Below are 14,217 nucleotides of genomic sequence, written 5' to 3' on the forward strand. Positions count from 1 at the left end.
GGGAACGGACAGTACCTGTCAGTCGCCCAGCCGCCCTGGTTACCGTGAGGCATGCGCGTGCTGATGGTGGAGGACGAAGCCGGTCTGGTGACCGCGTTGCGCGTCGCCCTGCAGCGTGAGGGGTACGCGGTCGACGCCGCCGGCACGCTCGGGGATGCCCGCGGGAAGCTCGCCGTCACGGACTACGACATCGTCCTGCTCGACGTGAACCTGCCCGACGGCGACGGCTTCGCGCTGGCGGGCGAGATCCGCGCCGGGGCCGACGGGTCCGCCGGCACCGGACGGACCGGGCCGCGGATCCTCATGCTCACCGCCCGTGGGCAGCTGCGCGACCGGGTGCGTGGGCTCGACGTCGGGGCCGACGACTACCTGGTGAAACCGTTCGCGCTCGTCGAGCTCACCGCCCGGATGCGCGCACTCACCCGGCGCTCGGGCGAGGCCGCGTCCTCCGTGCTCGTCGACGGCCCGATCGTCGTCGACACCGCGCGGCAGCTCGCGCGCCGTGGCGACCGCGAACTCGCGCTGACCCTGAAGGAGTTCGGGGTGCTGCGGTACCTGCTCGGCCGTGTCGGCTACGTGGTGTCGGCAGAGGAACTGCTCGAGCACGTGTGGGACGAGAACGCCGACCCGTTCACGCAGACCGTCCGGGTCACGGTGGGCACGCTCCGCCGGAAGCTCAGCGTCGCGGACGAGGAGCCGGCGATCGAGACCGTCGTCGGCCGCGGGTACCGGCTCCGGGAACTCACCGAGGACGGCACCGGGGACGCGTCGACGCTCGGAGCGCCAGCCGCGCCGGTACGGGCGGTCGGCGCGGCCGGCGCTGCGTCGTGAGCGCGCTCGACCGGGCCAGGCGCGAGGTCGGCGACCGCCGGCTCCTCCGCCTGCCGGCCTGGGCACGCACGATCCGGATGCGCCTGACCCTGACGTACAGCGCCGTCCTGTTCGGGATCACCGCACTCGCCCTCGCCGCCGTCTACGTCGCCCTGTCGAGCACGGTCAGCGCCGAGCCCCTCAATCCCGTCACGGTGAAGAAGTTCTACAAGGCCGCCGACGGCACGATCGTCTACAAGCCCGGCGAGCAGTTCCAGGTCGCCGACCTCGAGACGGTGCAGCGCGCCGTCAACTACACGTCCCTGCAGTCGCTGCAGCAGTACTCGATCATCGCCCTGGTCGTGATGTTCGTCCTGAGCCTGGCGATCGGCTGGTGGGTCGCCGGCCGCGCGCTCCGCCCCGTCGGTGCGATCACCCGGGCGACGCAGGAGATCACCGCGACCGACCTGTCACGCCGCATCGACGCGTCAGGACCTCCCGACGAGCTGCACACCCTCGCCGACACCATCGACGGGATGCTCGACCGGCTCGACCGCGCGTTCCGGGCCGAACGGATGCTCGTCGAGGACGTCTCCCACGAACTGCGGAACCCCGTCGCCGTCGTGCAGTCGAACGTCGAGGCCGTCCTCGCCGACGACGCCGCCACCCCGGCCGAACGGCAGGCGTCAGCCGACGTCGTGCTGCAGTCCACCCGGCGGATGAGCCGCCTGCTTGAGGACCTGCTCGCGACCGCCCGCACCCGGTCCGAGGCCTTCACCGACCGCGACGTCGACGTCGCGCGGCTGGCCGCGTCCGCTGCTGCGGAGTACGGGATCCTGGCGAGCCGCCGCGACCTCACGATCCGCGAGCGGATCCACGGCGGCCCGGTGGTGTTCGCCGATCCCGACGCCCTGTCGCGCGCACTCGGTAACCTGCTCTCGAACGCCGTCCGGCTCGCACCCGTCGGCTCCACCGTGACGATCGGCGTCGGGAGCGTCCGCGGGTGGGCGTGGCTCGCGGTGCGTGACGAGGGCCCCGGCATCGCCGACGATGCCCGGCCTCGGGTGTTCGACCGCTTCTACCGGGAGTCCTCGGACGCCTCCACCGGCAGCGGCCTCGGGCTGTCGATCGCGCGCCAGATCGTGGAGAGCCACGAGGGCCGCCTCCGCCTCGAGAGTCGCGGCTCCGACGGGTCGACCTTCGTCATCTGGTTGCCGGAGCGCGCCGTGCCGGGCGCCCCGACGAGGACGGACGAGCCGCCGGACGGCGACCCGCTCGCCTGAGTGCCGACCCCGTGACGGCCAGGAGGCCCGTGGCGCCGCCGCCACGGGCCTCCTCGCCGTCTCCTGGTCGCGTCAGGCCTCCGGGATCACCCGCTCGAAGCGGCTCGTGTCCGCACCGTCGGGGTCCGGGCCGTTCCGGCGGCCCGTGTCGAGCGCGTCCAGGGCCCTGAGGTCGTCCTCGGAGAGCACGAAGTCGAAGACGTCGAAGTTCTCCGCGATCCGTCCGGGGTTCGTCGACTTCGGGATCGCGTTCCGCCCCTGCTGCACGTGCCAGCGGAGCATCACCTGCGCCGGCGTCTTGCCGTGCGTCTGGGCGATGGTCCGGATCGTCGGGTCGTCCATCACGCTGACCCGCTCGTCACCCCAGCCCGGGTAGAAGGTGATCCCGCCGATTGGGGACCACGCCTGGTCGAGGACCCCGTGCTCCGCGTCGGCGCGCTGCACGTCCGGCTGCGTGAAGTACGGGTGCAGCTCGACCTGGTTGAGCGCCGGGATGACGTCGGTCGCGTCGAGCAGCGACTGCAGGTGGTGCGGCATGAAGTTGCTCACGCCGATCGCTCCGACCCGACCGTCGGCGTACAGCGCCTCGAGCGCCTTGTACGCCTGCACCGTCCGTTCGAAGCGGTCCGGCGCGGGCTGGTGCAGGATCAGCACGTCGACGCGGTCGAACCCGAGCTTGCCGGTGGCCTTCTCGAACGCGTGCAGGGTCTCGTCGTAGCCGTAGTCGGAGACCCAGATCTTCGTCTCGACCACGATCTCGTCGCGGTCGACGCCGGAGGCGCGGATGCCCTCGCCGACCTCGCGTTCATTGCCGTACGCGGCGGCCGTGTCGATGTGGCGGTACCCGGTCTCCAGTGCCGTGCGGACCGCGTCCACGGTCTCGTCGGGTGCGCTCTGGAACACGCCGAAACCGATCGCGGGGATCTCGAGTCCGTTGTTGAGGGTGAGTGTGTCCATGCCCACGACGCTAGGCCGGTGCCCCCGACCCTGACGGGTACCAGCAACCCCTTCTTCCCCGCCCGGCACCGTCCTACCGTGGACGCATGGACACCAGAAGCGAAGTGCGCGACTTCCTCCGCACCCGCCGCGAGCGGGTCACACCGCAGCAGGTCGGGTTGCCCGACTTCGGTGGCGTCCGACGGGTCAAGGGGCTCCGCCGCGAGGAGCTCGCACTCATCGCCGGCATGAGCGTCGACTACTACATCCGCCTCGAGCGCGGCAACCTCACCGGTGTCTCGGAGAGCGTGCTCGAGTCGCTGTCGCGTGCGCTGCGCCTCGACGACGCCGAGCACGCGCACCTGTTCGACCTGGCGCGTGTGCAGAACGCATCGGCGACCACGCGGCGGAAGCCCCCGACGTCGAAGGTCCGGCCGACCGTGCAGCGCATGCTCGACGGCATGACCATGCCCGCGTGGGTGCGCAACGGCCGCTCCGACTTCCTGGCCGGCAACGCCCTGGCACGCGCGCTGTACTCGCCGCTGTTCCTCGACCCCGCCGGCACCCCGAACACCGCCCGCTTCGCGTTCCTCGACCCACGCGGTCAGGAGTTCTGGCGCGACTGGGACGTCGTCGCGAGCGACATGGTGGCCGTCCTCCGCGCCGAGGCCGCCCGACAGCCCTACGACAAGGGCCTGACCGACCTGATCGGTGAGCTCTCCACCCGCAGCGAGGAGTTCCGGCAGCGCTGGGCCGCGCACGGCGTCATGCGGCACCTGAACGGCGAGAAGCGGGTGCACCACCCCGAGGTCGGCGACCTCGACCTGACCTACGAGACCATGGAACTCACGACCGACACCGGTCTGACGCTCATCGCCTACGGCACCGAGCCGGGCTCACCGTCCGAGGAACGCCTGCAGCTGCTCGCGAACCTCGTCGCCACGACGGCCGCAGCCGTCCCGGAACCGGAGGACGCATGAGCGATACCGAGTCCGTCCCGACCACCGCAGCCGCCGCACCGCTCGGGTTCCTGGGCCGGGTGCGGTTCCGCTGGCGCGCCGAGCAGGAGATCCACGAGCTGACCCGCGACCGTGCGCTCGAGGAGCGCGTGCGCGCGGAGGCCGCCGTGCGGCTCGCGCCCGGCCCGTGGCACCTCGGCGAGCTGTTCCGGCGTCGCTGACGCGACCCGGCGCTGCGCGTGACCAGACGGCGGACGGGAGGTGGGCCCCACCCGCCGGTTCCGGCGTGACGCGCCAGCGGCACGCCGGCCGTGACGGGAGGGACGGGGTGGCGCCGCCACGGGCCTCCCGTCCGTCAGTCGGTCACGTTCACCGGGATGCGCTCATCAGACGACGAGGGGGCCTGCGACCTCGAGCTGGTCGTGGTCGACGAGCCAGCGGACGGCGTCGAGCACCGTCTGTTCGGCGGTGAACGCGGGCGTGTAGCCGAGCAGACGGCGGGCCTTCTCGACGCTGAACACCTGGCTGCGTGACAGGTGCTCCCAGCTGGCGTCAGCGTGCTCTGGAGTCGTGGTCTCGCGGAACCGGTCCCAGCTGACGGAGTGGAGCCGGGCCTCCTGGCCGAACCACGACGCTGCCAGGTGGGCGTACCCACGCGCGGTGAGCGCCGTCGGGGCCGTGATGAAGAAGTCTTTGCCGACCGCCGCAGCACGGCGTTCGACGGCGAGCTGGAAGGCCTGCGCGACGTCGTCGGCATGCACGTGGGCCATCGTCTCGGCGCCGAGACCGGGGACCTCGATCGTCTCGCCGGCGGACAGCCTCGTCAGCACCGACGGGTCGAGGTTGCCGAGCGGACCGATCGGCATCCAGCCCGGACCGCTGATGTGTCCGGGGTGCAGCGTCGTCGTCGCCAAACCCCCTGACGTGGTTTCTTCCTTGAGCATCCGGGCGATCGCGTCCTTCTGCACCCCGTAGTCACCGAAGGGCGGCGTGAAGTCGTCCTCGGTGATCGGCAGGACGCGGGAGGCGCCGGCCCGCCAGATCGACCCGCAGTGCACCAGGTGCGTGCCGGTCCCGCGCAGGGCTTCGACGAGGGCTTCGGCGGAGGCGACGGTGAAGCAGACGAGGTCGACGACGGCGTCGGCGCCGAGCGCGGCGATCCGCGTGCCGAACGTGCCGTCGCGGTCCTCCTGCTCGCGGTCCGCGGTGACGCGGTCGACCCGCTGCCACTCGGGGGAGTCGGCGTAGGGGGTACTGGTACCGCGGCTGACGGCGACGACCTCGTGACCGGAGCGGACGAGGCGGGGGACGAGGAACGTGCCGATGTGGCCGGTGGCTCCGATGACGACGATGCGCATCAGTCGGCGGTGATGACCTTCACGGAGCCGGCGATGGTCGCGGCGTCCTCGGCGAGCGCCACGACCGGGTCGGGCAGGCGCGTGGTGGCACCGACGAGCTTGCGGGCACCCCACCCGACGAACGACCCGACGATGGCGCCGACGCCTCCGAGGATCGCGCCCTCGATGCGCAGGTCGCGCTTGCCGGTCGTCCCGAGCGCGGCGCCGACGAGTGCGCCGGAGCCGATGCGACCGACGAGGCCGGCGGGGGAGATGCGGTTCGGGGTCATCGGCAGCTTGTCGCCGATGAGCTCACCGACGGCCGAGGCGACGAGGAGTCCGCGGCCGAGCGGGGTGCTGAAGACCTTCCAGTCCTGCCACGAACCCTTCAGCGAGGACCGGTCGTGGTTCAGCGCCAGCACCGCGAGCGGGGTGGCACTGCGGCCACCGCTCAGGATGCCGAGCACCAGGGTGCGGACCAGGGTGTGCTGCTCGTGCTGCTTGCTCATCGTGTCTCCAGTCGTGATCAGGTCCGACCGTACGCACGTGCGCCGCGAGCGCTCCGAGGGTCCTCACGGACTGCGGGTACTGAGCCGGCCCGAGTAGCGTCCGCCGCATGAGCAACGTCATCGTCTTCGGCGGCCACGGCAAGGTCGCACTCCTCACCACCCGCATCCTCAGCGAGCGCGGCCACACGGTCACCTCGGTCATCCGCGACGCGGACCAGTCCGACGAGATCCGTGCCCACGGCGGCGAGCCCCGGGTCGCGGACATCCAGCAGCAGTCCCTGACCGACTTCGCGGAACTCGTCCGCGGGCACGACGCCGTCGTGTGGTCCGCCGGTGCAGGCGGCGGGTCCGTCGACCGGACGTGGGCGATCGATCGCGACGCCGCGATCCTGTCGGTGCAGGGCGCGAAGCAGGCCGGCGTCGACCGCTACGTCATGGTGTCGTGGTCCGGGTCGCAGCTCGACCACGGGGTGCCGCAGGACGACGACTTCTTCGCATACGCACAGTCGAAGGCGATCGCCGATGCCGTGGTGCGCGACTCCGGTCTGCAGTGGACGATCGTGGCGCCGAGCACCCTGACGGACGACGACGCGACGGGCTCGGTGGACTGGGACGGCTCCTCGACCGACGTGCCGCGTGGCGACGTCGCGCACGTGATCGCCGACGTGCTCGAGACCCCCGGCACGGCGGGCAACACCATCCGGTTCAACTCGGGATCGACGCCGGTGGCGGACTTCCTGCGTGCCGACGCGGTCTGACGGTCGGGCGCTGCCCGGAGCCGCGCGTCAGTAGATCGCCGCGATGCCGGTCATGTCACCGAGCCCGAGCGTCCGCGATCCGGTGTCGCAGTACCCGCCGGACGGCTCCATGACCTGACCGGTGCCGGTCTTCACGTGGCCGAGCCCGTACAGGTGCCCCCACTCGTGCGTGGCGACGGCCTGGGTGTCGAACCGGGCGCCCGAGCAGGTGGCCGTGGAACTCCACTTGTAGCTCGTGGCGTACCGCTGGTCGGACTCCTTGGCGATTCCGTTGCCGTCGTACCAGACGCACGTCACGCCGAGGGTCCCGGAGGGCAGCTTGCCCCACCCGACGACGCTGTAGCCGTTGCTCTTCGAGCACGCGCCCTTGTCGGTGAGCCCGGGTGCCTGGGTCGCCAGGCGCACGTAGGAGTTCCGCGCGGACGAGGTCACGGTGCGGTCGCACGACGAGATCGTGCCCGTCCACGCGTTCGCCGCCTTGCGCAGGGCGTCCTTGGCGTACGACGACTTCTGGCCGGACTCGTTGTAGTACCACTGCACCGTGCTCGCCCAGCGGTACCCGTTCCGTGCGTTGGCCGTGCTGGTGCACTTGGTGGTGGCCGCGGACGTGGCGGCCGGCGCGGTAGCCGCCGCACTGGCCGCGGCGCTCCGCGCCTGCTCCCGGCGGACCGCCGGTGCCGAACCGCTCCACGCCTCGTCGATGCGGACCGCGACACCCCCGGTGCCGGTGTTCGCGATGACGACCTCCGCCAGCTCGGGAGCACCCGGCGCCGCGGAGCTGCTCGCCATCACGCTCTCACCGGGGGCCGGCACGGCGAACGTGCGGCCGTCCGGCAAGACGACCGTGCCGGACGCGACCGTGCACCCCGTCCGGAGCGTCTGCACCGAGAGCGTCCCCGCGGCGCAACGGCTGCCGGCCGCCGACGCGCTCGGCGTCGCCGCCTGCGCGGGTGCCGCCGTGGCGGTGAGGCCGACGACGAGTGCGATGACCGCCCCGGTGGTGAGCGTGATCCTGACAGGACGCATGGTTGCCCTTCCCGCGGCGAGCCCCTGTGCCCGCCGTCCCTGATCGGGTCCATGCTCGCCGATGGGCACCCGTCAGGTCCAGGGCTGCGCCAACAGGACAGATGCTGCCCCGCCCACGCGTTCGGTCAGCGCAGCCGCTCGACCATCGGACACGCGAACGGATCGCGCGCCGCCAGACCGACCTCGTTGAGGTAGCGGACCACGATGACGTAGGAGTGCACCAGCGTCGTCTCGGTGTACGGCACGCCCTGGTCGGCGCAGTACCTGCGGACCATGTCCCGGGCGGCGCGCAGGTTCGGGCGCGCCATGCTCGGGAACAGGTGGTGCTCCACCTGGTGGTTCAGCCCGCCCATGAAGTACTCGACCCACGCGCCGCCCCCGATGTCGCGCGAGGTCAGGACCTGGCGTGAGAAGAAGTCCACGCGGCGGCCGGGTTCGATGACGGGCATGCCCTTGTGGTTCGGTGCGAACGCGATGCCCATGAGGAACCCGAACACGGCGAGCTGCACGCCGAGGAACGCGAAGGCCATGCCGACCGGCAGGAACCAGAACACGACGCCCAGGTAGAGCACGAACCGCCCGACGAAGACGGATCCCTCGGCCCACCGCCGCTTCACCGGGCCGCGGCTGGTGTACGTGCGGATCGACTGCCAGTGCAGGTTCACACCCTCGACCAGGAGCATCGGGAAGAACGCGTAGCCCTGCACCCGGACGAGCACGCGCAGGAAACCGGTCCGGCTGGCGGCGTCCTCGGGCCGGAACGAGATCGCGTCGAACGAGATGTCGGGGTCCTTGCCGACCGTGTTCGGGTTGGCGTGGTGCCGGGTGTGCTTGTTCATCCACCACGCGTAGCTGATCCCGGTCAGGAACGTGCCGGCGTAGCGGGCCGCTCGGTCGTTCCAGTGGTGCGACGCGAAGACCTGACGGTGTGCGGCCTCGTGGGACAGGAAGGCGAACTGCGTGAACAGTGCGCCCAGCACGCCGGCCACGATCAGCTGGTACCAGGAGCCGCCGAGCACGGCGAACGCCCCGCCCGTGATGCCGAGCAGCACGGCGAGCACGGCGATGAGACCCCAGTACCAGCCCGTGCGCCGGCCGAGGAGCCCCGCGGTGCGCACCTGCGCGAGCAGCGCGGTGTACGTCGAGGTGGTGTCGGCTCGGGGCGACCGTCGTTCGGTCTTCCGGTAGCCCGTCGGTACGACCAGTTCGTCGCCCATGGTGTCCTCCTGGATCCAGTGCTGCGCCTGCAACCGGGGTCCGGGGCTACGACTTGCTGGTGATCGTACGCCGGTCAGGACCGGGGACACACGGGATCAGGCGGGGAGGACCAGACGACGTTCGACGATCGCGCGGGCGACGTCGGCGAGCCGCTCCTGGTGGGACCGCGCGTACTGTCGCAGCAGCTCGAACGCCGCATCGGTCTCGACCGAGTGCGTGTACGCCACGAAGCCCTTGGCCTGCTCGATCACGACCCGACTGTCGAGGGCTCGCTGCAACTGCGCCTGCGTCAGCGCCGCGTGTTGCAGGGTCCGCTGCTGCAGGATGCTGATGGTCGCGACGTCGGTCAGCGCCTGCGCGGCCAGCGCGTCGTCACGGTTCAGCGCACCCTCGGTCTCGCGGAACAGGTTGAGCGATCCGAGCGTCGTGTCCCGCAACCGCATGGGGATCGCGTGCACCGACGCGTACCCCGACTCGGCCGACGCGGCGGCGAACGTCGGCCACCGGCGTTGCATCTCCGCCTGGTCGCCGACGGACACGGGACGCCCGGTCGCGAAGCACTCCACGCACGGGCCCTCGCCGGCGTCGAGCTGCAGGAGTCCGACGAAGCTCGATCGTTCACTGGTCGACGCCACGACCTCGAGTTCCTGGTTCTGGTTCGCCAGCAGGATGCCCGCGGCCGAGGCGTCGAAGATGTCGACGACGCTGTCGACCAGGTTCTGCAGCAGGTCGACGACGTCGTACTCGTCGACGAGGGTGTCGGTCAGCGTGACGAAGGTGTCGATGAGCCGGCGCTCGCGGGTCGGTGCCATGGGGCGTGCTCCTCAGTTCTCGGAACCGTACGGCCGGGCGAGGTCGATGCGGCGAGCGATGACGTCGTTCGAGACGTCGCGGACGGTGCGTTCGGTGGCGAAGGCGTGCGCCTGCAGCACGAGGAGGGCGTCGGAGACGTCCACCCCGAGCTGTGCTGCGACCATGCCGGTCGCCTGGTGCACCTCACGTCGGGAGTACCGGCTGGTATCCATGTCGGCTCGCCCGTCCGCGGCCGCCGCGAGCAGCGCACCACGGAGCACCCGACGGGCGGCGACCTCGGTGAGTTCCACCGCGCCGCGGATCTGACCCACGGTCAGGGTGCGCTCGCTGTCCACGGACAGGTCGACCGCGCCGACCGGGATCGTCCCGATGCGCATCGGGAACGAGAACACGGCCCCGACCCCGGCGCGCAGGAGTTCCTCGAGTGCGAGCGGCCAACCGGTGTTCGTCGTGTTGGACAGGTCGGGCTCCAGGACCGGGCGGCGGGTCGTCAGCGCCTGCCAGCACGGGCCCTCGCCGAGGTCGAACTGGATCTCGTCGATCCGCTCCGCTCGCGCGTCGCTCGCGCACACCGTCCCCGACCCGAGCGGGTTGCCGAGCGTCGAGATGCCGACCCCGGTGACGGGCAGCGTCGACAGGAACGGCGGGCACATGTCCGAGCCGTCGGGGGCGGCCTGCAGCGCGGTCACCGCCGTCGTGAAGTCGTTCATCAGAGGGACACCGTCCTGGTCCGGGTCGAACGCGGGGGCTGATCCGGTCCCTGCGTGCTGCCACGCTAGCGCAGTGCTCCGCAGCCGTCGCCTGCCCGGGCGGTCGACGGCACGAGCCGTCGACGGCCCGGACGCCGTCACCCCGCGTGGAGGCGCGCGGGCTCCGGCACGAAGTGGATCCGCTCCGCCGCCCGCGTGACCTCGCGGGCCCGAGCCGCGCGGTCGTCGAACTCGATGCGGGCAGCGTCGCGGACCTGCTCCTTGTCGAACAGCGCGGCCCGACTCACGACGTCGACGATCGTCGCCACCACCGTCGCGAGACCGCGTTCGAGCTGGCCGAGGTTCGTGTTGCCGATGACGAGACGCCGGTCCTGCACGTCCAGCGTGACGTCGGGGTAGCCGGCGGTCACGAGCTGCGCGTGCCCTTCGGCACCGCGCAGGCCCGCCATCTCGACCGCGTCGGGCCGGCGGTTGAACACCGCCGGGACGTCGTAGTACTTCGCCGCCGTGGGCTTGCCGAGTTCGGTGGGCAGGCCGGAGGCCACCACACTCGTGAGCGCGAGCGGCGTCGAGGCCGCCTCGGACTGGTCCGTCATGATGACTCCCTTGGCGGCTCCCCGCGGGAGCACGAGAGGATCTCGGACTCGGTACGGCGACACCGTGGCGTCAGTGTGGGACCCGGGGATGTGAGCCCTCCCAGCCGACCGGCTGCGGGACGCGCCCCACCCCGCACGGCGGCGGGGCGCCGGGTGCGACCCCGGCGCCGCCCCGCTCAGGCGAACTGCGCGTAGAACGCCGACGGGTCCTGCGACAGCGACGCCTTCACCGCGCTGCTCCACTCGTCGACGACGACCTCGGCCGCGCCGCGCTCGACGCCGTCCAGCGCAGCCCGCGCCACGTCGCCCGGGTCGACCTTCGGTCCCTCGTAGCCGTCCATCATGTCCGTGTCCGCCGCGCCGAGGTGCAGCCCCTGCACGCTGATCCCCTTGCCGGCGAGCTCCAACCGGACGGCGTTCGTCAGGTTCCACTCGGCGGCCTTCGCCGCCGCGTACGCACCGGATCCCGGGTAGACGAACCAGGACAGCGCGGACAGGACGTTCACGATGCCACCGCCACCGTTGCGCTCGATCACCGGTGCGAACGCTCGGATCATCGCGAGGTTCCCCCAGTAGTGCGTGTCCATCTCGCGGCGCGCGTCCGTCAGGTCGTCGGTGAGCAGCGAGCCCGTCGTCGAGATGCCCGCGTTGTTCACGAGCAGGGTGACGTCGCCCGCGGCTGCGGCCGCCGCCTCGATCGACGCCTGGTCGGTGATGTCCAGCGGCAGCGCCACCACGCCCTCGACGTCGACGAGTTCCGGTCGGCGTGCGGTCGCGTAGACCTTGGTGGCCCCGCGCTCCAGCAGCTGCAGGGCGAAGCGGCGTCCGATGCCCCGGTTCGAGCCGGTGACGAGTGCGACCGATCCAGCGATCTCCATGGTGTCTCCTCCTGCCGTGCGGGTGTCTCCCGCAGCGGCTCGGTTACGCTAAGACCTCACATGGATGTCAGGGGCAAGCCCCGGATCGGAGTCGGCATGCGGATCGGCGACCTCGCCGCGGAGACCGGCGCCAGCGTGCGCTCGCTGCGGTACTACGAGGAGCAGGGACTGCTCACCGCGTCGCGGACGACCAGCGGGCAGCGCGTCTACGACGCCCCGGCGGTGGAACGCGTGCAGCTCGTGCAGCAGCTGTTCGCCGCCGGCCTGCCGAGCCGCACGATCGTGCAGCTGCTGCCGTGCGTGGACAGCGGGCACGCGACCCCGGAGTCGTTCGCGCTGCTCGTCGCCGAGCGCGACCGGATCACGGCGCAGATGACAGAGCTCGAAGCGGCACGCGGCCGGCTCGACGAGGTCATCGCGATCTCCGAGCACCCGACCGCCGAGCACTGCCCGGCGTTGCGCGAGCCGGCGGACGGAGCGGTCGCGGCCTGAGACGGAACGGCAGAACGGACGGGAGGCACGGTGCGCGCCCGCCACATCCTCCCTCGCAGGCTCGGTCGGCGCACCCGCGCGACGCTTCGCGTCGCCGCCGAGCGGGTGCGCCCGTCCGCCACCTGGTCACGACCAGGGCAGCTGGTGCGGCGTCAGGGCTGGAACACCTGGATCTGGTCCAGCTCCGCGAAGCCGGTGCCCTTCGTGAAGGTCAGCGTGTTCGCGCCGGCCTTCAGGGTGACGGTCTTCTGCGCCCACCCGAAGCGCCCCCAGTTGACGGTCGGCGCGTAGCTGATCGTCCCGGCCGATGTCCCGTTGACGGCGAGCGCATGCGTGCTCGTCGCCCCGGTGCCGTTGTCGTACCGGACGTTGACGGTGTACGTCCCCGCGGTCGCCGCCTGCACCGTGAACTGCACGGAGCTGGTCGCGTTGTTGATGTTGCCGACCTTCGCGCCGCCCACCGCGTCGGCCTGCGTGACGGTGCTCGTGTCGTTCCGGACCGCGGACTCGGCCTCGTACCGCAGCGCGTTGATCGGGATCGACCCGACCCGCACGTCGTTGTAGGTCGTCGTCAGGTTCTCGACGTTCGTCGCCTGGTAGAGCGTCTTGCCGTCCGCGCTCGAGTCGAAGCCCTGGGCGAAGCCGCTGAACGTGCCGCCTTCGGCGTCGCGGGCGTCGTACGTGACGGCGTAGGGCAGCTGCTCCCACGAGCCGGAGCCCTGGTTGCGGTTGACGACGAAGTTCTGCCCGCCGTCGATGTTGCCGGCGCTGTCGAGCGACCACTTCGACGACACCACGATCATGCCGTTCGCGTTGCCCGTCGTCGGGACCCAGCGGACCTCGGGCGAGGAACCGACCCCGCGGCCGTCGGGCAGTGCGATCTTCGTGCCGATGCTCGTCTCCGGGCTCCAGGTGAGTCCGTCGGGCGATGTCTTGAAGTACACCGGCGCCGTGTTGTTCGTCTGGCTCGGCCGGTTGACGACCTCGAACGTCGCCACGTAGTTGCCGTTCGGGATCCGGGTGACCGTGATCATGCCGGGCCGGTCACTCTTGTTCGTCGGCGCCGAGACGTTCACCAGGCCACCCCAGGTGAGACCGCCGTCCGTCGACCGTCGGTAGCTGACGGCCTGCAGGACGCCCTTCGCCTTCTGCCGCTCGTCGGAGAAGTACGTCACGAGGCCGCCGTTGGCGTCGACCGCGACGGACGGCTCCCACACGGTCGAGGTGGTCGAGGTCGGACTCGGGTCGTAGGTGGCCGGACCGCCGGTGTCGACGGTGCTCACGAAGGACCAGGTCAGCCCGTGGTCGAGGCTCTTGTACATGACCAGTCGGCTGCTCGACCGGTCGGTGGGCATGATCATCCCGCTCAGCAGCAGCGTGCCGGCCGGCATCGTGCCGAGCTGGATCGGGGTCTCGTACAGCGAGGGCTGGGCGGTGCGCGTGAGCGTCGGGAACTGCGCGCTCGGCTTGACGGTGGCGACGCGGCTCCACGAGGTGCCGTTGTCGGTGCTGCGGTAGATCGGGTACATCTGCACCCCGTTCTCGAGCACCAGCTGGTCGAACGTGACGAACTGCTGCCCGTTCGCCGACCCGCTGTTCTTCAGGACGATGTTCTTCGCGTAGGTGGTCCCGGCAGCGCGGCCGCCCTCCGGGTTGAACGAGGAGCCCGCGGCAGGTGAGTACACGAGGGCTCCGTTGCCGGTCGTGACCGCCTGCGCGGGGGCGGGGCCGGTGACACCGGCGACGAGGGCTGCCGCAGCGGCGGCAGCGGTGACGACGAGCGCGAGCGTTCGGCGTCGACGAGGCGCCGGAGCGGCGCCGAGGCGGAGGGACATGGTGCTCCGTTCGGTCAGGTGGTGCGGTTGTGGTGCAGTGGTGGTGCGCGGAGACGG

At 71.4% G+C, this 14,217-nt stretch carries 15 protein-coding genes and 1 pseudogene; 6 read left to right on the forward strand and 10 right to left on the reverse strand.

The annotated features are described in order from the left end of the window. Positions 1 to 51: 51 nt before the first annotated feature. Both ACGH48_RS18480 and ACGH48_RS18485 read left to right on the forward strand, forming a co-directional pair. Positions 52 to 735 (forward strand): annotated as a pseudogene (locus ACGH48_RS18480) (response regulator transcription factor); the annotation flags it as partial. Positions 736 to 827: 92 nt separating this feature from the next. After that, on the forward strand, positions 828 to 2,093 hold the full coding sequence (locus ACGH48_RS18485) for a cell wall metabolism sensor histidine kinase WalK (protein ID WP_221180525.1): 1,266 nt from the start codon (positions 828 to 830) through the stop codon (positions 2,091 to 2,093). Positions 2,094 to 2,165: 72 nt separating this feature from the next. On the opposite strand, the gene ACGH48_RS18490 is transcribed toward ACGH48_RS18485, so the two are convergent. Further along, complete coding sequence (locus ACGH48_RS18490; protein WP_396289666.1) at positions 2,166 to 3,050, reverse strand: aldo/keto reductase; 885 nt, start codon at positions 3,048 to 3,050, stop codon at positions 2,166 to 2,168. A gap of 86 nt (positions 3,051 to 3,136) precedes the next feature. On the opposite strand from ACGH48_RS18490, the gene ACGH48_RS18495 reads away from it, so the two are divergent. Beyond that, entirely contained in the window at positions 3,137 to 4,009 is an 873-nt protein-coding gene (locus ACGH48_RS18495) for a helix-turn-helix transcriptional regulator (RefSeq protein ID WP_396289667.1), read from the forward strand. After that, positions 4,006 to 4,209 carry a hypothetical protein gene (locus ACGH48_RS18500; protein ID WP_396289668.1) on the forward strand — a complete coding sequence of 68 codons (204 nt, stop codon included), beginning with the start codon at positions 4,006 to 4,008 and terminating at the stop codon, positions 4,207 to 4,209. The genes ACGH48_RS18495 and ACGH48_RS18500 overlap by 4 nt, the downstream gene beginning before the upstream one ends. A 165-nt stretch (positions 4,210 to 4,374) precedes the next feature. On the opposite strand, the gene ACGH48_RS18505 is transcribed toward ACGH48_RS18500, so the two are convergent. Next, complete coding sequence (locus tag ACGH48_RS18505; protein WP_396289670.1) at positions 4,375 to 5,346, reverse strand: NAD-dependent epimerase/dehydratase family protein; 972 nt, start codon at positions 5,344 to 5,346, stop codon at positions 4,375 to 4,377. Next, complete coding sequence (locus tag ACGH48_RS18510) at positions 5,346 to 5,834, reverse strand: DUF4126 family protein (RefSeq protein WP_123311434.1); 489 nt, start codon at positions 5,832 to 5,834, stop codon at positions 5,346 to 5,348. The genes ACGH48_RS18505 and ACGH48_RS18510 overlap by 1 nt, the downstream gene beginning before the upstream one ends. Before the next feature lie 107 nt (positions 5,835 to 5,941). Between ACGH48_RS18510 and ACGH48_RS18515 the strand changes: the two genes are divergently transcribed. Next, positions 5,942 to 6,592, forward strand: coding sequence for an SDR family oxidoreductase (locus ACGH48_RS18515; RefSeq protein ID WP_123311432.1), 651 nt, complete (start codon positions 5,942 to 5,944; stop codon positions 6,590 to 6,592). 27 nt (positions 6,593 to 6,619) lie between these two features. Here ACGH48_RS18515 and ACGH48_RS18520 read toward each other — a convergent pair whose 3' ends face one another. From ACGH48_RS18520 to ACGH48_RS18545, 6 genes are all read right to left on the reverse strand, one after another. Then, the gene (locus tag ACGH48_RS18520) at positions 6,620 to 7,618 is read right to left on the reverse strand and encodes a matrixin family metalloprotease (protein WP_396289672.1); all 999 of its coding nucleotides are present in this window, start codon (positions 7,616 to 7,618) and stop codon (positions 6,620 to 6,622) included. 125 nt (positions 7,619 to 7,743) lie between these two features. Further along, positions 7,744 to 8,835, reverse strand: a complete 1,092-nt coding sequence (locus ACGH48_RS18525) for a fatty acid desaturase (protein WP_123312205.1) — start codon at positions 8,833 to 8,835, stop codon at positions 7,744 to 7,746. A 96-nt stretch (positions 8,836 to 8,931) separates the two neighbouring features. Further along, entirely contained in the window at positions 8,932 to 9,648 is a 717-nt protein-coding gene (locus ACGH48_RS18530) for a GAF and ANTAR domain-containing protein (RefSeq protein WP_123311427.1), read from the reverse strand. Positions 9,649 to 9,660: 12 nt separating this feature from the next. Further along, complete coding sequence (locus ACGH48_RS18535) at positions 9,661 to 10,359, reverse strand: GAF and ANTAR domain-containing protein (RefSeq protein WP_396289674.1); 699 nt, start codon at positions 10,357 to 10,359, stop codon at positions 9,661 to 9,663. A gap of 137 nt (positions 10,360 to 10,496) precedes the next feature. Next, positions 10,497 to 10,955 carry a hypothetical protein gene (locus ACGH48_RS18540; RefSeq protein ID WP_222658933.1) on the reverse strand — a complete coding sequence of 153 codons (459 nt, stop codon included), beginning with the start codon at positions 10,953 to 10,955 and terminating at the stop codon, positions 10,497 to 10,499. Between the two features lie 176 nt (positions 10,956 to 11,131). Then, the gene (locus ACGH48_RS18545; RefSeq protein ID WP_396289676.1) at positions 11,132 to 11,833 is read right to left on the reverse strand and encodes an SDR family oxidoreductase; all 702 of its coding nucleotides are present in this window, start codon (positions 11,831 to 11,833) and stop codon (positions 11,132 to 11,134) included. A 60-nt stretch (positions 11,834 to 11,893) separates the two neighbouring features. On the opposite strand from ACGH48_RS18545, the gene ACGH48_RS18550 reads away from it, so the two are divergent. Then, positions 11,894 to 12,325: a MerR family transcriptional regulator gene (locus ACGH48_RS18550; RefSeq protein WP_396289678.1), complete on the forward strand. Its 432-nt coding sequence runs from the start codon at positions 11,894 to 11,896 to the stop codon at positions 12,323 to 12,325. Positions 12,326 to 12,477: 152 nt separating this feature from the next. Here the strand turns inward: ACGH48_RS18550 and ACGH48_RS18555 are convergent, their stop codons facing one another. After that, positions 12,478 to 14,160, reverse strand: coding sequence for a CBM35 domain-containing protein (locus ACGH48_RS18555; protein WP_396289680.1), 1,683 nt, complete (start codon positions 14,158 to 14,160; stop codon positions 12,478 to 12,480). Between the last annotated feature and the right edge of the window lie 57 nt (positions 14,161 to 14,217).

Source organism: Curtobacterium pomorum (assembly GCF_044497295.1).
In the GTDB taxonomy this organism is placed as follows: Bacteria; Actinomycetota; Actinomycetes; order Actinomycetales; family Microbacteriaceae; genus Curtobacterium.